This is a genomic window from Tsukamurella sp. 1534 (genome assembly GCF_000312385.1).
Lineage (GTDB): Bacteria > Actinomycetota > Actinomycetes > Mycobacteriales > Mycobacteriaceae > Tsukamurella.
In genome coordinates, this window is record NZ_HE997626.1 from 2,481,491 (window position 1) to 2,501,540 (window position 20,050).

Below are 20,050 nucleotides of genomic sequence, written 5' to 3' on the forward strand. Positions count from 1 at the left end.
CAGACGTGCTAGACCGGACATGTACTGCAAAGCCGCTGTGCAAAGGAACGTCCAGGTAGGTAATGGCCGCACGAACCAAGTTCCGTCGCCGGAGCAAGTCCGAGCTGACGGATCTCCCCGACCACGCACTGGTCAGCGTCCTGCGGATCCCCGCGGGGGACGCCAGTCCCTGGCGCGCCATCGGTGCCCGCGTCCTCGTCGCCCTCGGAGCGCTTTTCCTTGCCGTGATCGTGGTGTACCTCGAGCGCGACGGCTACCGCGACGCCGCCATCGAGGGCGACTACACCACCAACAAGCAGCTGACGTTCCTCGACTGCCTGTACTACGCGACGGTCTCGCTCTCGACCACGGGCTACGGCGACATCACGCCGGTCACGCAGTCGGCGCGACTGATCAACGTTCTACTCATCACGCCTTTGCGCGTGCTCTTCCTCATCGTCCTGGTCGGTACCACTCTGCAGGTCCTCACGGAGCGGTCCCGGCAGGCGTTCAAAATCAAGAGCTGGAGGTCTGCTGTGCACAACCACACGATCGTCGTGGGCTACGGCACCAAGGGCCGGACCGCGGTGAGCGCGATGATCAACGACGGCATGGAGCCGAGCAAGATCGTCGTCGTCGACACCGATCAGGCCGTCCTGGAGGCCGCCGAGATCGATGGTCTCGTCACCGTCCGCGGCGACGCCACCAAGGCCGACGTCCTGCGGCTCGCGGGCGCGCCCCGCGCGGCGTCGATCATCGTCGGCGCGAACCGGGACGACGCCGCGGTGATGGTCACCCTCACGGCGCGCGAGCTGGCGCCGAGGGCCAAGATCGTCGCCTCCATCCGGGAGTCCGAGAACACCCACCTGCTGCGGCAGTCCGGCGCCGATTCCGTGGTGGTCTCCTCCGAGACCGCGGGCCGCCTGCTGGGCATGGCCACCACGACCCCGTCGGTGGTGGAGATGATCGAGGACCTGCTGTCCCCGGGCGACGGTTTCAACATCGCCGAGCGCGAGGTGACCCGCGTCGAGGTGGGCCGCTCCCCGCGCCACCTGCCGAACATTGTTCTCGGCGTGGTCCGCAAGGGCAATCTGTACCGCGTCGATTCGCCCGCCGTCGCCGTCGTCGAGGCCGGCGACCGCCTCCTGTTCGTCCGCAACGCCGACGCCAAGGTCCCCAACTAGCCACCCGCGTTCCGAGATTCGGGTCCTACGAGGGCCGGCTGCCGGACGGCGGTCAGGGGCCCGTGGCGACGGGGCGGGAGTCGTCGGCCGAGTACTGGGACCAGCTTCCCGGGTACAGCAGGCCGTGGCCGAAGCCGGCGTGCTCCGCGACCACGAGGTCGTGGCAGGCGCTGACGCCCGACCCGCAGTAGGCGATGAACGGCCCGTCGGGCGTGAGGCCCGCGTCCGAGAACCGTTGCCGGAGCACGTCGACGGGCAGCAGCGCGCCCTCGACGACGTGCTCCCGGCACGGAACGTTGCGGGCGCCGGGGATGTGGCCGGCGCGGGGATCGATCGTCTCGTTCTCCCCGGCGAATCGGTCCGCGGGCCGGGCGTCGATCACCGGCATCGCGCCGGATTCGGCGGCGCGGGCGGTGTCGTCGAGCGAGGCCAGCAGTTCCGTCGGCCAGGGGCGCGGGGTGAATTCCGCGGGAGCCGGCGGCGCGCTCTCCGGGGTGAACGCGCCGAGCGCCTCGGGCGGACCGTCGAGCAGTGCCGCGGATTCGCCGAGCGCGCGCAGCATCCACACGAGCCGCGCGGCCATCACGCCGCCCGCGTCGTCGTAGGCCACCACGGTGGCGCCGTCGCCGATCCCGGCCGCAGACATCCCCGCGGCGAACACCTCGGGTGAGGGAAGCGGGTGGCGGCCCTCGGCCGCGCTCGGCGACCCCGCGAGGAAGGTGTCCAGATCGACGTACACCGCGCCCGGGACGTGCCCCGCGTCGTAGGCCTCCCGCGTCGAGCTGCCGTCCAGGTAGCAGCGGGTGTCGGCGAGGATCACGGTGGGCTCGGCGCGCACCCGGGCGGCGTCCACGATCGGTTCGATCATGCCCTCAGCCTACGATGGTGAGCGTGGCAAAGCTCACCCTGACAGTGCCCCCTCTCCTCTCCCGCTACCACGTCGACCGCGCCGACGAGCTGCGCGCCGACCCCGCGGCCCTCGACACGGCGTGGCCCACCGCCGAGGTGCTGCGGGTCGACCCGCGCGGCCGCTTCGCCCTCGACGGCACCGCGCTCGTGTTCGCGCGCGGCCACGAGATCGCCGCCGAACGCCCGGTGGGCGCGGTCCTGCTCGGCAGGGTCGACGGTGCGCTCGTGTTCGCCCTGCGGGTGGAGAAGTTCGACGGCGCGGACCTCCGGATGCGCGGGCACCTGCTCTCACCGGTCGATTCGGCGCTGATCGCCGAGGCGCTCGGCATCCTGAACTGGCACGCGTCGGCCGGGTTCTCCCCGGTCGACGGGGGCCCGACGGTGCCCGGCCGCGCCGGCTGGGTGCGCTCCACGGAGTCCGGTGCGGAGGAGTTCCCGCGAACCGACGCGGCGATGATCACGCTGGTCCACGACGGCGCGGATCAGGTGCTGCTGGGCCGCCAACACCAGTGGCCCGAGCGACTGTTCTCGCTGTTCGCGGGCTTCGTGGAGCCGGGCGAGTCGCTCGAACAGTGCGTGGCGCGGGAACTGCGCGAGGAGGTGGGCATCGAGGTCGACGACATCGCCTACGTCGCCAGCCAGCCGTGGCCGTTCCCGCGGTCGCTCATGCTGGGGTTCACGGCCCGCGCGGATCGGGAGGCGCAGCTGACCTTCCACGACGGCGAGATCGCCGAGGCGCGCTGGTTCAGCCGCCTGCAGGTGCGCGAGGCGCTGGCGGCGGGCGACTGGAGCACCGATGCCCCCGATGCCCCGCTCCTGCTGCCCAATTCGATCTCCATCGCCCGGGGCATCGTCGAGGCCTGGGCGGGCGTCGACTGACGGAGTCCGAACAGACGGACCGGATCAGACGCCCAGCTTGCGCTTGACGTCGGCGAGCGACGGGTTGGTCGCGGTGCTGCCGTCGGTGTACTTCACGGTGGGCACGGTCTGGTTGCCGCCGTTGACGCCCTCGACGAACTGCGCGGCCGACGGATCCTCCTCGATGTTGATCTCGGTCCACTCGATCCCGTTGGCCTTGAGGCCGGTCTTGAGGCGGTTGCAGTATCCGCACCACGTGGTGGTGTACATCGTCAGCTGGCTCATACCTGTAGCCAACCATGCGCGGGCCGCGATTCTTCCCCGCCCCGGACTTGTCGGGGCGGGCTGGAATACTCGGGGCCGTGATCGAAGCATTGGACCCGGAGCAGCAGGAAGCGGTCGTCGCGCCGCGAGGGCCGGTGTGCGTGCTGGCGGGCGCGGGCACGGGTAAGACCCGCACGATCACCCACCGGATCGCGCACCAGGTGTCCACGGGGCACGTCGCCGCCGGTCAGGTGCTCGCCGTCACGTTCACCTCCCGCGCCGCGGGAGAGATGCGGGCCCGGCTGCGCAGCCTGAACATCGGCGGGGGAGACGGTGCGCCCGGCGTCCAGGCCGTCACGTTCCACGCCGCCGCGATGCGGCAGTTGCGGTACTTCTGGCCGCGCGCCATCGGGGACACGCGCTGGGAGCTGCTGGACAACAAGTTCCCCATCGTCGGCCGCGCGGCGCGCGACTGCGACCTGCGGCCGGAGACGGACACCGTGCGCGACCTGCTGTCCGAGATCGACTGGGCGAAGGCATCGCTGGTCACGCCGGAGACCTACGCCAAGGCCGTCGAGGACGCGGACCGCACCGCGCCGATGGCGCCCGGCACCGTCGCCGACGTGTACGCCGCCTACGAGCGCCGCAAGACCGACGCCGAGGGCAACCGGCTGCTCGACTTCGACGACCTGATCCTGGTCACCGCCGCCATCCTGGAGGACAACCCCGTGGTGGCGGAGGAGTTCCGGGACCGCTACCGCAGCTTCGTCGTGGACGAGTACCAGGACGTCACGCCCCTGCAGCAGCAGCTGCTCAACGCGTGGCTCGGTGAGCGTGACGACCTGACCGTGGTCGGGGACGCGAACCAGACCATCTACTCCTTCACCGGCGCCACCCCGAACTATCTGCTGGACTTCACCCGCCGGTTCGAGGACGCCACCATCGTGCGGCTGCAGCGCGACTACCGCTCCACGCCGCAGGTCGTCGCCCTGGCCAACAAGGTGATCGGGGAGGCCAAGGGCCGCGTCGCGGGCACCCGGCTCGAGCTGGTGGGGCAGCGCGGGGACGGTCCCGCACCCATCTACGCGGAGGCCGACGACGAGCCGGCCGAGGCCAAGCTCGTGGCCACCCGGATCCGCGAGCTCATGGCCAAGGGCGTTCCCGCCAGCGAGATCGCCATCCTCTACCGGATCAACGCGCAGTCGGCCGTCCACGAAGCCGCGCTCACCGAGGCCGGTATCCCGTACCAGGTGCGCGGGGGCAGCGCCTTCTTCGAGCGGCCCGAGATCGGGCAGGCCGTCCGCGCCCTGATGTCCCGCGCGGGCCAGTTCGGCGGCGTCTCGGGCGACGAGCTGCTGTCCCTCGTCTCCGGTGCCCTGGAGGGCCTCGGCCTCACCAAGGAGCCGCCCGACGGTGCGCGCGCCCTGGAACGCTGGCAGGCGCTCAACGCGCTGGTGGAGCTCACCGCCGACCTGGCGAGGGAGCGTCCCGGGCTGACGCTCGCCGAACTCCTGGGGGAGCTGCGCGCCCGCGCGGAGGCCAAGCACCCGCCCACCATGCAGGGCGTCACGCTGTCGTCGCTGCACGCCGCGAAGGGCCTGGAGTGGGACGCGGTGTTCCTGGTGGGGCTGACCGAGGGATCGGTGCCGATCGCGCAGGCCATCGCCAAGGGCGACCCGGAGCCGATCGAGGAGGAGCGCCGACTGCTGTACGTGGGCGTGACCCGCGCCCGCGAGCACCTGCACCTGTCCTGGGCGCTGGCCCGCAACGAGGGCGGCCGCAAGACGCGGAAGCGCACCCGCTTCCTCGACGTGGTCTCCGCGCACGCCGACGCGGGCCGGCCGCGCACCCTCGTCGACTCCGGGCCGTCGAAGGGCAAGCGCCGCTCGTCGGACGTGTGCCGGGTGTGCGGTTCGATCCTCGACACCCGCGAGGAGAAGCTGCTCTCCCGCTGCGAGGACTGCCCCTCGGACCTCAACGACGAGCTGCTCAAGGCGCTCAAGGTGTGGCGCACGAGCCAGGCCAGCGACCAGCAGATCCCGCCCTACACGATCTTCTCGAACGCCACCCTGTTCGCGATCGCCGAGCACCAGCCGCGCAGCCGCGCCCAATTGGTCCGGATCAACGGCATCGGCGCCACGAAAGCTGACAAGTACGGTGACGAGGTCCTGGCGCTCGTCTCCGAGCACGGGTAGCGCCGAAACCGCAGGTCAAAAATAACTTGTGTGAATAGTTTCGCCCGCATACTGTGGATCTCGACCGCACGGGAAGACGCGCGAGGCTGGTTTCTGGCCGCCTCGCCCGCCGAGCCGTGATTGACCGTACGCATGGAAGGAGGCAAACGAAATGAACAACGCAATCATCAACGCAGGACAGCAGTTCACCGCAGCAGAGGGTGGAGTGTTCGCTGCAGCAGCGGTTCGTGTCGACGCCTCCGCCCACGCCCTGCCCGTCATGACGCCGCGACCCTGGCGTCATCGCACCGGCAAGGCGACGTACGTCGTCGATCGCGAACCGCTCACGCGCCCCGTGTGTTCCATGCGACGAGGTTAGGTCTCAGACCCACCTCCATCACATTCACCACGGGACCCGCAGCCGCGCGGAACCCGTGGTTCTCCGGTACCTGATCCGCCCCGCCTCGTCGGGGCCTCGAGCAGGTCACCGCCACACGGTTCGCGCACTCACCGTCAGAGAACATCCCGTGCGCCTACCCGGCGCCGCTACCGAGGCCGCCTGTGAACCAGGCGGAAAGGTGACCAGAAGTGCCGACCATCATGGACGAACGCCCGGTCGTCCGAAACATCGAAGAAGTTGACATCGACATCAGCGGCAGTATCCCCTGCCGCGCAACCGATCCCGACCTGTGGTTCGCCGAGGCCCCGTCGGACCTCGAGCACGCCAAGCAGCTCTGCGAAGGATGCCCCCTCCAGCGCGCCTGCCTCGCCGCCGCTCTCGAGCGTGGCGAGCCGTGGGGCGTGTGGGGCGGACAGATCTTCGACCAGGGTGTCGTGATCGCCCGCAAGCGTCCTCGCGGACGGCCGCGGAAGAACGCGGCGTGACGCCGCTCGACACGGTGAGCCCCGGCTCCCGGCCCTCGCAGCAGGGCCTCGGGAGACCGGGGCTCACTCGTCTCCGGGGCCGGTGCGCCTCGGGCCGGCGCGCCGGCAGCGGCGCAGGGCGACCCGTTGGTCCCCGTCACGCCGCGACGTCCCGCGGACTGTCTCCCCGCACATAGGCTCCCGCCGGTCCCGCCCCGCACACTGGGAATGCGCCCGCCGTGACCCGCCTCACACGGCGAGCGCGAGGCGATCACGCCGACGAAGGGACCTCCCATGACCGATCAGACCACCGCCGCGCTGGCCGACGGCATCGCCCGCGCCCGCGGGACCGACTACCTGCACATGCGCGCCCTGCTCAGCCCGGACGAGTCCGCACTGCTCGACAAGGTGCGCGACTTCGGTGAGCGGGAACTGCTGCCGATCGTCAACGACTACTGGGAGCGCGGCGAATTCCCCTTCGAGGTGCTTCCGAAGCTCCGCGATCTGCAGATCGTGGGCGACACGATGAGCGGATACGGCATCACCCCGATGACCGCGGTGGGGCAGGGGCTCGTCTCCTACGAGCTCGGCCGGATCGACGGCAGCATAGGCACTTTCATGGGCGTGCACGTGGGGCTCGCCATGCAGTCCGTGTACAAGCTGGGCTCCGAGGAGCAGCGGGAGCGGTGGCTGCCCGCGATGGCGCGGCTCGAGAGGATCGGCGCCTTCGCGCTCACCGAGCCCGACCACGGTTCCGACTCGGTGGCCCTCGAGGCCACGGCCACCCGCGACGGCGACCACTGGGTCCTCAACGGCGCCAAGCGCTGGCCCGGCAACGCGGTGTGGTGCGACGTCATCGTGGTGTTCGCGCGCGACACCGCCGACGGCAAGGTGAAGGCGTTCGTCGTGGAGAAGGACGACCCCGGATACGGCGCTACCAAGATCGAGGGCAAGGTGTCGCTGCGGATGGTGCAGAACGCGGACATCGTGCTCGACGGGGTCCGCGTGCCCGACGACCGGCGGCTGGTGCACTGCAACGGGTTCCCCGACGTGGCCAAGGTTCTCATGGGCACCAGGAACATGGTGGCGTGGGCGTCCGCCGGGCACGCCGTGGCGGCCTACGAGATCGCGCTCACGTACGCGCAGCGGCGGATCCAGTTCGGCAAGCCGATCGCGGCGACGCAGGGCGTGCAGGCGAAGTTGGTGGAGATGCTCGCCGAGGTCACAGCGATGCAGCTGTACTGCATCCGCCTGGGCCGGCTGCTCGACGAGGGTGCGGTCACCGACACCATGGCCGCCCTGGCGAAGTACTTCTGCAGCGTCAAGGCGCGGCACGTGTGCCGCCTGGCGCGGGACGTGCTCGGCGGCAACGGGATCACGCTCGACTTCCACGTCATGCGTCACCTCTGCGATATGGAGGCGCTGGTCACCTACGAGGGGACCGCCGAGGTGCAGTCGCTCATCGTCGGCCGGGACATCACGGGCTCGGGCGCGTTCGCGTGACGTGCGCTCACGCGGGGGCCGAGGCGGGCTGTGACAGGCAGACGAGGTGGCCGTCGGCGTCCCGCACGACGGCCATCCGTTCGCCCCACGGCCTCGTCGACGGGGCGTCGGCCACGGCGCCGCCGTCGTCGATCCACCGCGCGACGGTCGCGTCCACGTCGTCGACGAGGAAGCCGAGCGCGACAGCGGTGTCACTGGCCCGCGCCGGGCGTTCGTGCAGCATGAGCTCGACGCCGTCGTCGGTGCGCAGCCACGCGAGTTCGCCGGCCGCGCGTTCCACCGGCAGTCCCAGCAGGTCCCGGTAGAAGCCGAGCGCCTGCTCGAGCCCGGACACGGAGACGACGATCCGGGAGATCCGCGGTGTGGTCATGCTCGAACCGTAGCGTGCGCGAGACCGTCGAGCGGCTCGAACGCGACGGCCTGGTGGAACGGGGACCGAATCCGGCGGACCGTCGGGCGCCCCTGGTGCGCCTCACGCCCGACGGTGCCGCCGCGCTCGACCACGTGGGGCCCGCCCGCGGCCTGCGCGGCGGAGCCCGCCCGCGGCCTCGATGACGCCGAACTGGGTGCGGCGCTGGCGGTCCTGCGCAGGCTGCGCGAGAGGTGAGGGTCTAGTCCTCGGTGTCGAGCAGCGGCACCCAGTGCTCGACGATGGCCCGGTACGGCGCCTCCGCCTCCATCTGCGAGCAGATGCCCACCATGCCGAGCAGCACGCGGAACAGCATCACGTACTCGGTGGGCAGCGACAGCTTGCGGCCGGTCTGGAACTGCTCGCTGCGCACATCGGCCGACGTGTTGGCCACCCGCATCAGCCACTTGCGGGTGAAGTGGAAGCTCTCCGAGCGCAGCGGATCGACGTACGGCGCGAGGTACGAGCGGATCTCGTCCGGCGTGATGTCCAGGCGCGGCGGGATGAACCCCTGGCTGCGCAGCAGCGGGAACAGCGCCTCGTAGTCCTCGTCGCGGGCCAGCCGGAGGATCTCGCCGACCGCGGGCGGGATACCGCCCGGGTACTCGGCGACCGCGCCGAAGTCGAGCGCTATGAGGCGGCCGTCGTCGGCGATCATGAAGTTGCCCGGGTGCGGGTCGCCGTGCAGCAGGCCGGTGCGGGCGGGCGCGCTCACCTCGAACTCGGTGAGCTTGGCGGCGGCGTCGTTCCGCTCCTGCTGCGTTCCCGACGAGATCACCTCGCGCAGCGGCTTCCCGGTGACCCATTCGCTGATGATCACCTTGGGTGCGCTCGCGATGATCTTGGGGACCACCACGTTCGGGTCCCCGTCGAAGGCCTTGGCGAACTTGCGCTGGTTCGTGGCCTCGTAGCGGTAGTCGAGCTCGGCCTCCGTACGGTCGGTGAGCTCCTGGACCAGGGACTTGATGTCGGCCCCCGGCGTCAGCGGCTTGATCACCGAGCTCAGGCGGCCCAGCGCTTTGAGGTCGGCGCGCAGGGCCTCGTCGGCACCCGGGTACTGCACCTTGATCGCCACCTCGCGGCCGTCGGCCCACACGCCGCGGTGCACCTGGCCGATCGATGCGGAGGCGGCCGCCTCGTCGTCGAACGAGCCGAACCGGTCCCGCCAGCCCGTCCCCAGCTGCTGGTCGAGCACCTTGTGCACCGTCGCGGCGGGCATCGGCGGGGCCTCGTTCTGCAGCTTGGCCAGCGCCTCGCGGTAGGGCTCGGCGTACTCCGGTGGCACCGCGGCCTCCATCACGCTCATGGCCTGCCCCAGCTTCATGGCGCCGCCCTTGAGCTCGCCGAGCACCTCGAACAGCTGCTCGGCGGCCTTGGCCTGCAGCTCGGCGTTCACCGCGTCGCGGTCGGCGCCGGCGAGGCGCTTGCCCCAGCCCACGGCCGTTCGGCTCGCCATCCCGAGGGGAAGGCCCGCCAGTTTCGCGGTGCGCTTCGCGCCGCCGCGGGTGATCTCGGACACCTGGCCCCCTGATGTACGTCATCCTGTCGTGGCGGCCGCGGCGGTGTCGTCGGCGGGACGACCGCATCCGCAGCCGGGGTGCATGGTCCAACGCCGGACGGCGATGCCGCAGCCCTCGACCTCCAAAGTACATCCGAGCACATCCAGAGGGGCGCTCCGGAGGGCGGTCCCGGCGCCGTCGCCCGGCGCGGGTTCGTCGGCCCTCAACGCCGCGATCGCACCCACCTGCTGGGCCGCCACCGCGGAGGTGACCCGAAGGACCTGGTCCGAGGCGCGTCCCGTCCGGCCGAACAGTTGGCACGCGAGGGTCGGCCAACCGGGGTCGGCGTCGGAGCGGGTGTGGTCCAGGCACCGCAGGCACGGGGAGGCGCCGGGCAGGACGAGCGGCCCCACCACTCCGATGCCGTCGCGCACCAGGACCGGCAGGTGCGGTACCCGGGCCAGCATCAGCCTGCGGACCAGCACGGGATCCGGCGTCAGCACGTCGGTGAGCACCGCGAGGTCGATGCCGCGGCCCGTCGGAGTCCAGCCGCGGGCGGTCCCGGCGCTCACCCGCACCGCGTCGACCGATTCGAGTTCGCCGAGCAGGGAATCGGCGACGGGGCCCTTGCCGTGCAGGTACACGTGCAGCGGCGCGCCCGCGGGCTCGCGCTGCAGCAGGCCGTGCGCGCGCAGCTCGGCGAGGAGCTCCGCCACGTCGCCCTCCGTCATCCCCGAGTCGGCCGCCCGTCGTTCCACCTCCCGCCGGGTGCGGTAGGTCTGCATCCATCGGACCAGCCCGGCGGCGGTGTCGGGCGGCAGCCACGACGGCGGCCGGAGCACCGGGGCGCCCGTGGCCGCGGCACCGAGCTGCACGAGCGTGGGCGGCCGCACCACGACGGTCAGATAGGGGTCTACCCGGACGCGTTCCTCCATGCGCCGAGCCTCGCATCCCGCGGACCCGCGCACACGCGGAGAACGCCGGTTATCCACAGGGGATGACCGGCGTCCACCAGGGGTTACGTGCTACTTCTCGGACTCGTCGGAAATCCCGGAATCCCCGGGCTCGCCGGAGTCCCGGCGCATCTCGCGCTCGATCGCGGCGATGGGGTCGTCCAGGTCGGAGGAGTCCGCGAGGAACCGGTCGATGAAGCCGGCGGGGGAGTCGAGGTCCGAGGCGTCGGGAATGAGATCCGGGTGTGCCCAGACCCCGTCGCGCTGCTCGAGCGAGGTGGCGGTCAGGAGCCGCTCCCACAGGTCGGCGGCCTCGCGGACCTTGCGGGGCCGCAGCTCCAGGCCGACCAGGGTGGCGAAGGTCTGCTCCGCGGGCCCGCCGGATGCCCGGCGGCGGCGCATCGTCTCGCGCAGCGCGGCGGCGCTCGGCAGCCGGTCCGCGATCGCGGCGTGCACCACGGTCTCCACCCAGCCCTCGATGAGCGCCAGCAGTGTCTCGAGACGCTCGAGCGCCACGGTCTGCTCGGGCGTGGTCTTCGGCTGCAGCGCCGCGCCCTGCGCGGACATCAGTTCCTCGAGCTTGGCCGGGTCCTGCAGCGCCGACGGGTCGAGGTTGCGGGAGAGCTCCTCGATGCCGGACATGTCGATCTGGATGCCGCGGGCGTACTGCTCGACCGTGTCCAGCAGGCGCGAGCGCAGCCACGGCACGTGCGAGAACAGGCGCTGGTGCGCCGCCTCGCGGGCCGCGAGGAACACGAGGATCTCCTGGTCCTTCTGCTCCAGGTCCTTGCTGAACGCCTCGATCGCCTCGGGGAGCAGGGCCGCGCTGTCGTCCGGCCCCAGGGGCAGGCCGATGTCGGTGCTGGTGAGCACCTCCTTGGACAGGCTGCCGAGGGCCTGGCCGAGCTGCGTGCCGAAGGACATCGAGCCCAGCTGGGTGAACATGCCCATCATGGGCGCGGCCATCTCCCGCGCCTCCTCGGGCATGCCCTGAAGCCATGCGCCGGAGATCTTCTCGGCGACGGGGTTCACGAGCCGCTTCCACGTGGGCAGGGTCTTCTCCTGCCAGTCCACGGGCGTCCAGGCGACCGTCTTCTGCGGGCCGGCGGGCAGCACCGTCGCCTCGTCCAGCCACAGCTGCGCGAGGTGCATGGACTCGTCGACGGCGTTGCGCTGGCGGTCCGACACCGGCTCGTGCTTGCCGAGGGTCTGCCGGGCGAGCTGCGCGGCCACGCTGTAGTTGACCGGGTCGCCGGATTGGCCGCCCGGCGCCGTCATCCCCGCGCCCATGCCGGAGATCATCTGGCCGAGCTGGCTGAGCATGTCGCCGAGTTGGCTCATGTCGAAGGGTTGGTTGGGGTCGGCGCCGAACGGCTTGTCACGGCCGTCGCCGTCGTCGTTCGACGCGGAGAATCCGAAGGGCAAGTCGTTCATGATTCCACGGTACTGCCCGCGTCGACGGTCCGCCGCAGCCTCCGTCACGCCGTCAGCGAACAGGCGGCCGCTACTGTGGGTGCCTGTGACGGAGCGCAGGATCACGACGGTGCTGGCGGCCCTGGTGCCGCTTCTGGTGCTGGTGCTGCTCGGGATGTTCGTGACCGTGCCCTACGTGGCGGTCGGCCCCGGCGACACCGCCGACACCCTCGGCGAATACGACAAGAAGCAGGTCATCAAGGTCGAGGGCCTCCCCGTGCACCATCCGGCCGGGCAGCTGCGGTTCACCACCATCGCGGTGACCGACGGGCTCAACCTGTTCAGCGCCCTCGGCAAGTGGGCGTCCGGTGAGCAGCTCGCTCCGCGGGACGCCTACTACAAGCCGGGTGCCACCCGCGAGGAGATCGAGCAGGGGAACCGCGAGCAGTTCACGGGGTCGGAGTCCTCGGCCACCCTCGCGGCGCTGCGCTATCTCAAGGTCCCGACCGCCACCGGCGTGTCCGCGCTGGTCCAGGGCGGACCGTCGGACGGGAAGCTGCGCGGCAGCGACGTCATCCAGTCGGTGGACGGCGCCCCGACCACGGACGCCGCGTCGGTCGCGAAGGCAATGGAGGGGAAGAAGCGCGGCGACACGGTGACGGTGGGCGTGCTCCGGCCCGAGGGGCCGGCGCAGGTCCCCGTCGTGCTCGACGAGAAGGACGGCAAGGCCCGCCTCGGGATCGTGGTCGGGCAGGTGCCCGCGGACCCCAAGGTCAAGGTCGGCTTCGGCGTGGAGAAGGTGGGCGGCCCCTCGGCGGGCCTGATGCTCACGCTCGGCATCATCGACATGGTGCAGCCGGGCGACATCACCGGCGGCAAGATCGTCGCAGGCACCGGCGAGATCGCGGCCGACGGTGCGGTCGGCCCGATCGGCGGGATCTCGCACAAGCTCAAGGGCGCCAAGCGCGACGGTGCGTCGGTGTTCCTGGTCCCGTCGGGCAACTGCCAGGAGGCCAAGACGTCGCCGCCCGACGGCCTCCGGCTGGTCAAGGTGGAGAACGTCGACGGTGCGGTCAAGGCCTTGGACGACGTGCGGGAGGGGCGCCCCGCGCCCTCGTGCTGACGGCGGTCGGCTAATCCTCGTCGAAGGTGGCGAGCAGCCCCTGCACCAGGCCGGGCGCCAGCTGATCGGCGCGCAGCAGGTCCGGGGCGGCGAAGGGGTCGTCGTCCTCGTCGTCCGGGCGCACCATGAGCAGCGTGATCCGGTGCCCGTCGCGGAGCACCGCGGCGACCATCCGCGCGGTCTTGCGGCCCGGGTGGCTCTCGGCGGCCGCGCGACCGGCGCGGTCGGCCTTCGAGACGTCGTCGAGGTGGGGCTCGAGCGCACCGTCGAGATCGGCCTCCGCGGCCGGGGGCAGCACGATGATCTCCTGCACCAGCGCGCAGCCGACCACCTCGTCCGGCCACGTGGTGGTGGCGAGCACGTGATCGAGTTCGGAGCTCCCGCCCTCCGGATCACCGGGCAGCGGCTCCTGCTCGATGACGGTGAGCGAGGCGCCGTCGTCGAGCATGTCGGCCCATTCGGGCTGGCTGGTGGCCAGGAGTGAGGTGGGGACGAAGCCGAACAGCTGGGGCGGCTGGCCCCACCCCTGCGGCTCCACGAACTCGATGGCCTCGCGGGCGGCGCGGCCCAGCGCCGCCTCGTCGAATTCCTGCTCGTCGTAGGTCACGACCCCATGATCGCATTCCCCGGGCGCAGCACGGAGCCGCCCCGAGGAAGGATCGGGACAAATCCGTACAGTAGTTGTCGTGACGACTCCTCGTGCTGCCGGTGTCCCCTCGCTCTCGAGGCGCGCCAAGATCTTGATCGGCCTTGCGGTGGTGCTGCTCGCACTGCTGCTCATCGGGCCGCGGGTGGTGGACGTGTACACCGGCTTCCTGTGGTTCTCCTCGCTGGGACACGCGGGCGTGCTGCGCACGGTGCTGCTGTCGCGGTTCGGCTTGTTCGTGATCACGGGCCTGATCCTGGCGGTGTTCACGTTCGCCGGGATGTGGCTCGCGTACCGGGTGCGGCCCGCGTTCCTGCCCTCGCCCACCGACGATCCGGTGGTGCGCTACCGCGCGGTGGTCACCAGCAAGCTGAAGACCTTCGCCGTGGTTCCCGCCGTTCTCGTCGGCCTCATCGCCGGCATCTTCGGGCAGGCGTCGTGGCAGCAGGTGCTGCTGTTCTTCAACCGCGAGACGTTCGGCGTGCAGGACCCCGAGTTCGGCAAGGACATCGGCTTCTACGCGTTCACGCTGCCGTTCATCGAGTTCCTCCTCGGTTTCGTGTTCGCCGGCCTCATCGTGATGTTCCTGGCGAATCTGCTGGCGCACTACGTGTTCGGCGGAATCCGGCTCGCGGGCCGGGACGGTTCCCTCTCGCGCGGCGCCCGTATCCAGCTGGCCTCCATCGCGGGCGTGTTCCTGGTGACCAAGGCCGTGGCCTACTGGTTCGACCGGTACGCGCTGGTCTACTCGAACCGGTCCAGCATGTTCACCGGCGCCAACTACACCGACATCAACGCGGTGCTCCCGGCGAAGGCCATCCTCACGGGCATCGCGATCATCTGCGCCGCGGCGTTCTTCGCGGGCATCGTGATGAGGGACCTGCGGGTCCCGGCGATCGCCACCGTGCTCATGCTGTTCTCCTCGCTGGTCGTCGGGTTCGGCTGGCCGCAGGCGGTGCAGACCTTCTCCGTCGGCCCGAACACCGAGCGTGAACTGCCGTACATCAACAGGAACCTCGAGGCGACCAAGGAGGCGTACGGGCTCACCGACGCCAAATACGAGAAGACGGACTCCAAGGTCTCCGACGACACGCTGCAGACCCTGACGCAGAAGGACGCGCCGTCGCTGCAGAACGTGCGCCTACTGGACCCGAACGTGGTCTCGCGCGCCTTCTCCACGCTCAACCAGCTCAAGGAGTACTACCGCCTCCCGGACCAGCTGGCGGTGGACCGGTACGACGTGGGCGGCCGGCCCACCAACGTGCTGATGGCGCCGATCGAGCTGAACCCGGACAAGACGCCCACCGACTGGACGTCGCGGCACATGGTCTACACCCACGGCAACGGCCTGATCACCGCGCCCGCGGGCGAGGTCGACCAGGTGGTCACCGAGGGCAACAAGGACGCGGTGAACAACACCGCCGGCGGCCAGCCGGTGTTCACCCGCGACGGTGTCGGCAAGCAGCAGACGGTCAAGCAGAACCGGCTCTACTACGGCGAGATCATCGGCTCGGACCCGAACTTCTACTCGATCGTCGGCAGCAAGGGCGAGGCGCGCGAGTACGACTCGGACACCGCGCGCTCGCGGTACGAGGGCGACGGCGGCGTGAACGTGGGCTCGTGGCTGCCGCGCCTGGCCTACGCGATCAAGTTCACCGAGCGGAACATCCTGCTGAACCCCAACATCGGTGACGAGTCGAAGATCATCTACCAGCGCGACCCGCGCGACCGCGTCAAGCAGATCGCGCCGTTCCTCACGGTGGACACGAAGACGTACCCGGTGGTGGACTCGCGGTCCGGCCGCATCCAGTGGGTTGTCGACGGCTACACCACGCTGCCGAAGTACCCCTACGCGCAGCAGACCTCGCTGTCGGACGCCACCGGCTCCCGTCAGCAGGCCGCGCCGGGCCAGCCGCAGCAGCGGCGCCAGCCCGACGAGAAGGTGGGCTACATCCGGAACTCGGTGAAGGCCACCGTCGACGCGTACGACGGGTCGGTACACCTGTACCAGGTGGACGACAAGGACCCGGTGCTCAACGCGTGGAAGAAGATCTTCCCCAGCGTGATCGAGCCGGGCGGCAACGCCCCGTCGGAGATCCGGCAGCACTTCCGTTACCCGCAGGACCTGTTCGAGGTGCAGCGGTTCCTGCTGCAGAAGTACCACACGAACGACGCCAACACCTTCCGTCAGCAGAACGACGTGTGGCAGGTGGCGGGCGCCCCCGCGGACACCCCGGACAAGGACGGCCTGCAGGCGCCGTACTACTCCGTCGCGGCGCAGCCCGGCGGCGGTCCGGCGCAGTTCCAGCTGTCGTCCGTGCTGCAGCCGCGCGACCAGCCGTACGTGTCGGCGCGGGTGTCGGTGTCCTCGGACGGGGATGACGCGGGCCGGATCATCGTGCGCGACATGCCCCGTCGCACGCCCGGCCCGAGCCAGGCGGCGGACCTGATCAAGGGCTCGCCCCCGTACACCGCGGACAACGCCAACATCAGCGCGCTCAACCCGCGGTTCGGCAACCTCCAAGCGTTGGGGCTCGCGAACGGCGGTCAGGTGTACGTGTGGCCGATGTACGCGCAGAGCAGCGAGCAGAACACGCCGCCGAAGCTGATCAAGGTGCTCACGCTGAACCCGGTCACCTCCGGTGCCGGCTACCAGCCGACGGTCGCCGCGTCGCTGACGCAGGCGGGTTTCCGCGGGGTGGACGCGGCCCTCGCCGCGGCCGCGCCCGGTGTGAGCGGGCCGACGGCGGGCGCGACGGTGCCCGGCCCCAACGGGGAGCAGGGGCAGCAGCCCGGCACGACGCCGGGCATCGTGCCCGGTGGCCCCGAGACGCCCGAGCTCGAGGCGGCGGTGCAGGCCGTGTCCGATGCGTGGGGAGCGGTGCTCTCGGCGCAGCGCAGCGGCGATCAGGTCGCCGTGGGCCAGGCGATGAAGCGCCTGGGCGACGCGGTGGGCAAGCTGCAGGAGGCCGAGGGCAAGTCGCAGGGCGGCAACTGATTCCGGTTCCCCCGTCGCTCGTGAGAGCGTCGCGGCGGCGGGGGAGACGGGCGTCACGTTCAAGTGATTTGCACATCGAGAGCAGCTTCCAGTAACGTGGTGTTCACCCGACGCGGGGTGGAGCAGCTCGGTAGCTCGCTGGGCTCATAACCCAGAGGTCGCAGGTTCAAATCCTGTCCCCGCTACTAGGTCGAAGGGCCCCGGAGAAATCCGGGGCCCTTTCGCATTTCCGCGTACGGTCGTGGGGTGATCGACGAACGGGGACGGATGCTCGCGGGCGAGCCGTATCGCGACAGCGATCCCGAGCTCGTGGCCATGCGGAAGGCGTGCGGCCGGCTGCTGGACCGGTTCAACGGCACCGCCGCCGACGACGACGCGCAGCGCCTCCGGATCCTCCAGGAGCTTCTGGGCGGCATCGGCGAGGGATCCTGGGTCATGCCGCGGTTCCAGTGCGATTACGGCGCTCACATCACCATCGGAGCCAACAGCTTCCTCAACTACGACGCGATCCTGATGGACTGCGCGCCCATCTCGATCGGCGACGACGTGTCCGTCGGGCCACGGGCGCAACTCCTCACGGCCCTGCATCCGGTCGGGGACCACGCGGCGCGGCGTGCGCGCTGGGAGACCGCGGAACCGATCGCGATCGGCGACAACGTGTGGCTGGGCGGCGGCGTGATCGTGTGTCCCGGCGTGAGGATCGGCCGGAACGCGGTGATCGGGGCGGGCAGCGTCGTCACCCGCGACGTCCCGGACCACGTGGTCGCGGTCGGCAACCCCTGCCGTGTCGTGCGGCGACTCCCGCCGGAGTAGTCGCAGCACGATTGCCGCCGTATCCGGACCGGCACGGGGCTTTCCTGCGTACGCTCGCTGCTGTGCCGACCAGCGCAGACCTCCGGACGTGGTGCTCTTCGCGCGACGTGGACGAGCGCGAGACATCGGAGACCGATCGGCGCGGGCGTCGCCTGGTCTCGATCGCCGCGTACGGAGCATCGGCGGTGAGTTTCGTTTTCGCCGTGATCGGCGGCGCGTTCGGCGGGCCGGTGAACGTCGCGGTGATCAACGCCGTGTCCGGGGCGGCGTTCGCCGTGGTCCCGTCCCTGCGCCGGCTCGGCGCGCTCGCTCCTGCCACGGGCTTCTTCATCGTCGCGTCCGCCGCTCTGTGGAGCCTGTGCACCGCGATCGGCGAGGGCGCCGGGTTGCTCTACTACTTCCTGGTCATGGCCGTCGGGGTGCCGATGGTGGTCGGCATCCGCAGGGTCGTGGCGTCCGCCGTGGTGGTGGCGCTGTGCCTGGCGGCGGTGATCCACCTTCACTTCGCGGTGCCCGAGGACACCGGCCTGGCGCCGCCGTGGCTGCTCACCGTGGGATTCGTGATCAACGTGACGGTCGCGGCCACGCTGGCGGTGGCGACCGTCGGCTCGGGGCTGTTCGAGATCGCCCGCGCCGAGGCGGCCCTCGCGGAGGAGTACCGGCGGTCGGAGGCGCTGCTCGACAACATTCTTCCGCGCAGCGTCGCGGACCGGCTCAAGCAGCCGGGCCACCGCGAGGTCGCGGACGCCTATGACGACGCCTCGGTCCTGTTCGCCGATATCGCCGGGTTCACCGAGATGTCCGGGCACACGGCTCCCGCCGAGGTGGTGCGGTACCTCGACCGCCTCTACACGGTGCTCGACGGTCTGGTGGAGGCGCACGGCCTGGAGAAGATCAAGACGTCCGGCGACTCGTACATGGTGGTCAGCGGCGTACCCGAGCCGCGGCGCGATCACCTCGCCGCCCTGGCCCGGTTCGGGCTGGCGATGCGGGTCGCCGCCGCGTCCGTCGCCGACGCGGACGGCCGGGCGACGCCGATGCGGATCGGTCTCGCCGACGGGCCGGTGGTGGCGGGCATCGTCGGCTCGAAGAAGGTGTTCTTCGACGTGTGGGGCGACGCGGTCAACGTCGCGTCCCGGATGGAGTCGACGGGGATCGTCGACCGCATCCAGGTCACATCGTCGGTGCGCGACAGGCTGTCCGAGGAGGGCTTCGACTTCGAGGAGCGGGGGATCATCGCCGTGAAGGGCAAGCCCGATCAGCGCACGTGGTTCCTCGTCGGCGAGGGCGCCCGCCCGCGATGAGTTCGCTGGAGTCGCCGTCGAGCCGCCTCTCCGGCGTCCCGGACGGCGGCTGAGCGACACCCGAGTTCCGATCACCGTGATCGGGACCGTTCCCGGACGGAGCGCTGAACGGCAGAGTGGCCTGTCATACACGGACGAGTCCCTTCGTCCGGATCAGCCGTACAGGGAGAATCACCATGCCGACTCTGGTCATCGTCGCGTTCGTGGGGCTGCTGGGGCAGCTCGTGGACGGGAGCCTGGGAATGGCCTTCGGCGTCACCGCCACGACGTTCCTCGTCGCACTCACCACGCTGTCGCCGGCCGCGATCTCCGCGACCGTCCACCTCGCGGAGATCGGCACCAGCGCCGTATCGGGCGCCTCGCACTGGCGCTTCGGCAACGTCGATTGGAAGGTCGTCCGCCGGATCGGCGTCCCCGGCGCGATCGGTGCGTTCATCGGTGCGACGGTGCTCTCCAACCTCTCGACCGAGGTGGCCAAGCCGGTGATGTCGACGATCCTGTTGCTGCTGGGCCTGTACGTGCTCCTGCGCTTCACCTTCCGCGGCATCGACACCAAGAACCTGGGCCGCCCGCTCAAGCGCCGCTTCCTGGCCCCGCTCGGCCTGTTCGGCGGCTTCGTCGACGCGACGGGCGGCGGCGGTTGGGGCCCCGTCGGGACCCCCGCGCTGCTCGCCTCGGGCCGGATGGAGCCCCGCAAGGTGGTCGGCACGATCGACACCAGTGAGTTCCTCATCGCGCTCGCCGCCTCCCTGGGTTTCCTCGCCAACCTCGGCGGCGAGGGCGTGAACTTCGCCTACGCCGGCGCGATCCTGCTGGGCGGCGTCATCGCGGCCCCGATCGCGGCCTGGCTCGTGCGGCACTTCCCGCCGCGCCTGTTGGGCGCCTCGGTGGGCGGCCTGATCATCCTCACCAACGCCAAGACGCTGATGGGCAAGAGCGGTCTCGCGCTCGATCCGGGCGTCACGCGCATCGTGTACATCCTCATCGTGGCGCTGTGGATCGCGGCCTTCGCGTACTCCTTCGTCCAGTACCGCCGCGACGCGAGTGTCGAGTCCGCCGACTCCATCAGCGCCCTCGCCGAGCGCAACGCCGACGACCCGAAGGCCGAGGAGCCCAGGGAGCCCGTCCCCGCCTGATCGCCCCGCCCCGCGTCGCGA

The 20,050-nt window shown here is 70.8% G+C and carries 19 protein-coding genes and 1 tRNA gene; 13 read left to right on the forward strand and 7 right to left on the reverse strand.

Annotation, left to right across the window (positions count from 1 at the left end; genetic code table 11):
* The first annotated feature begins 62 nt into the window (after positions 1-62).
* The gene (locus BN39_RS12105) at positions 63-1,163 is read left to right on the forward strand and encodes a TrkA family potassium uptake protein (protein ID WP_019202670.1); all 1,101 of its coding nucleotides are present in this window, start codon (positions 63-65) and stop codon (positions 1,161-1,163) included.
* 52 nt (positions 1,164-1,215) lie between these two features.
* Here the strand turns inward: BN39_RS12105 and BN39_RS12110 are convergent, their stop codons facing one another.
* On the reverse strand, positions 1,216-2,031 hold the full coding sequence (locus tag BN39_RS12110) for a sulfurtransferase (RefSeq protein WP_019202671.1): 816 nt from the start codon (positions 2,029-2,031) through the stop codon (positions 1,216-1,218).
* Between the two features lie 14 nt (positions 2,032-2,045).
* On the opposite strand from BN39_RS12110, the gene nudC reads away from it, so the two are divergent.
* Positions 2,046-2,951: an NAD(+) diphosphatase gene (nudC, locus tag BN39_RS12115; protein ID WP_019202672.1), complete on the forward strand. Its 906-nt coding sequence runs from the start codon at positions 2,046-2,048 to the stop codon at positions 2,949-2,951.
* Positions 2,952-2,975: 24 nt separating this feature from the next.
* Here nudC and BN39_RS12120 read toward each other — a convergent pair whose 3' ends face one another.
* On the reverse strand, positions 2,976-3,215 hold the full coding sequence (locus BN39_RS12120; RefSeq protein WP_019202673.1) for a mycoredoxin: 240 nt from the start codon (positions 3,213-3,215) through the stop codon (positions 2,976-2,978).
* Positions 3,216-3,292: 77 nt separating this feature from the next.
* Here BN39_RS12120 and BN39_RS12125 point away from each other — a divergent pair, with 77 nt between their 5' ends.
* The 4 genes from BN39_RS12125 (at position 3,293) to BN39_RS12135 (ending at position 7,735) form a co-directional block, all read left to right on the forward strand.
* Complete coding sequence (locus BN39_RS12125; protein WP_040766229.1) at positions 3,293-5,389, forward strand: ATP-dependent DNA helicase UvrD2; 2,097 nt, start codon at positions 3,293-3,295, stop codon at positions 5,387-5,389.
* A gap of 151 nt (positions 5,390-5,540) precedes the next feature.
* Positions 5,541-5,747 (forward strand): hypothetical protein, encoded by a 207-nt coding sequence (locus BN39_RS23495; protein WP_159103246.1) that lies wholly within the window; start codon positions 5,541-5,543, stop codon positions 5,745-5,747.
* Positions 5,748-5,968: 221 nt separating this feature from the next.
* The gene (locus tag BN39_RS12130) at positions 5,969-6,253 is read left to right on the forward strand and encodes a WhiB family transcriptional regulator (RefSeq protein WP_051159014.1); all 285 of its coding nucleotides are present in this window, start codon (positions 5,969-5,971) and stop codon (positions 6,251-6,253) included.
* Positions 6,254-6,526: 273 nt separating this feature from the next.
* The gene (locus BN39_RS12135) at positions 6,527-7,735 is read left to right on the forward strand and encodes an acyl-CoA dehydrogenase family protein (RefSeq protein WP_019202676.1); all 1,209 of its coding nucleotides are present in this window, start codon (positions 6,527-6,529) and stop codon (positions 7,733-7,735) included.
* Positions 7,736-7,742: 7 nt separating this feature from the next.
* Here BN39_RS12135 and BN39_RS12140 read toward each other — a convergent pair whose 3' ends face one another.
* Positions 7,743-8,105, reverse strand: coding sequence for a VOC family protein (locus tag BN39_RS12140; protein WP_019202677.1), 363 nt, complete (start codon positions 8,103-8,105; stop codon positions 7,743-7,745).
* 14 nt (positions 8,106-8,119) lie between these two features.
* On the opposite strand from BN39_RS12140, the gene BN39_RS22770 reads away from it, so the two are divergent.
* The gene (locus BN39_RS22770) at positions 8,120-8,290 is read left to right on the forward strand and encodes a winged helix DNA-binding protein (protein ID WP_019202678.1); all 171 of its coding nucleotides are present in this window, start codon (positions 8,120-8,122) and stop codon (positions 8,288-8,290) included.
* 56 nt (positions 8,291-8,346) lie between these two features.
* On the opposite strand, the gene BN39_RS12145 is transcribed toward BN39_RS22770, so the two are convergent.
* The 3 genes from BN39_RS12145 to BN39_RS12155 form a co-directional block, all read right to left on the reverse strand.
* Entirely contained in the window at positions 8,347-9,663 is a 1,317-nt protein-coding gene (locus BN39_RS12145) for an AarF/ABC1/UbiB kinase family protein (RefSeq protein ID WP_019202679.1), read from the reverse strand.
* Positions 9,664-9,681: 18 nt separating this feature from the next.
* Entirely contained in the window at positions 9,682-10,578 is an 897-nt protein-coding gene (locus BN39_RS12150; RefSeq protein WP_040766230.1) for a hypothetical protein, read from the reverse strand.
* 90 nt (positions 10,579-10,668) lie between these two features.
* Positions 10,669-12,030: a zinc-dependent metalloprotease gene (locus tag BN39_RS12155; protein ID WP_019202681.1), complete on the reverse strand. Its 1,362-nt coding sequence runs from the start codon at positions 12,028-12,030 to the stop codon at positions 10,669-10,671.
* A gap of 85 nt (positions 12,031-12,115) precedes the next feature.
* Between BN39_RS12155 and BN39_RS12160 the strand changes: the two genes are divergently transcribed.
* Complete coding sequence (locus BN39_RS12160; protein ID WP_019202682.1) at positions 12,116-13,132, forward strand: PDZ domain-containing protein; 1,017 nt, start codon at positions 12,116-12,118, stop codon at positions 13,130-13,132.
* A 10-nt stretch (positions 13,133-13,142) separates the two neighbouring features.
* Here the strand turns inward: BN39_RS12160 and BN39_RS12165 are convergent, their stop codons facing one another.
* A complete protein-coding gene (locus BN39_RS12165; protein WP_019202683.1) occupies positions 13,143-13,739 on the reverse strand; it encodes a PPA1309 family protein in 597 nt (198 codons plus the stop codon).
* Between the two features lie 79 nt (positions 13,740-13,818).
* Here BN39_RS12165 and BN39_RS12170 point away from each other — a divergent pair, with 79 nt between their 5' ends.
* The 5 genes from BN39_RS12170 to BN39_RS12190 all read left to right on the forward strand — a co-directional run bounded on the left by BN39_RS12170 (position 13,819) and on the right by BN39_RS12190 (position 20,029).
* Positions 13,819-16,776 carry a UPF0182 family protein gene (locus BN39_RS12170; protein WP_040766235.1) on the forward strand — a complete coding sequence of 986 codons (2,958 nt, stop codon included), beginning with the start codon at positions 13,819-13,821 and terminating at the stop codon, positions 16,774-16,776.
* 111 nt (positions 16,777-16,887) lie between these two features.
* Positions 16,888-16,961: transfer RNA gene (locus BN39_RS12175), tRNA-Met, on the forward strand.
* An 82-nt stretch (positions 16,962-17,043) separates the two neighbouring features.
* The gene (locus BN39_RS12180; RefSeq protein ID WP_019202685.1) at positions 17,044-17,589 is read left to right on the forward strand and encodes a maltose acetyltransferase domain-containing protein; all 546 of its coding nucleotides are present in this window, start codon (positions 17,044-17,046) and stop codon (positions 17,587-17,589) included.
* Between the two features lie 62 nt (positions 17,590-17,651).
* Complete coding sequence (locus BN39_RS12185) at positions 17,652-18,893, forward strand: adenylate/guanylate cyclase domain-containing protein (RefSeq protein WP_237741648.1); 1,242 nt, start codon at positions 17,652-17,654, stop codon at positions 18,891-18,893.
* Between the two features lie 176 nt (positions 18,894-19,069).
* Positions 19,070-20,029 (forward strand): sulfite exporter TauE/SafE family protein, encoded by a 960-nt coding sequence (locus tag BN39_RS12190; protein WP_019202687.1) that lies wholly within the window; start codon positions 19,070-19,072, stop codon positions 20,027-20,029.
* The last annotated feature ends 21 nt before the right edge of the window (positions 20,030-20,050 follow it).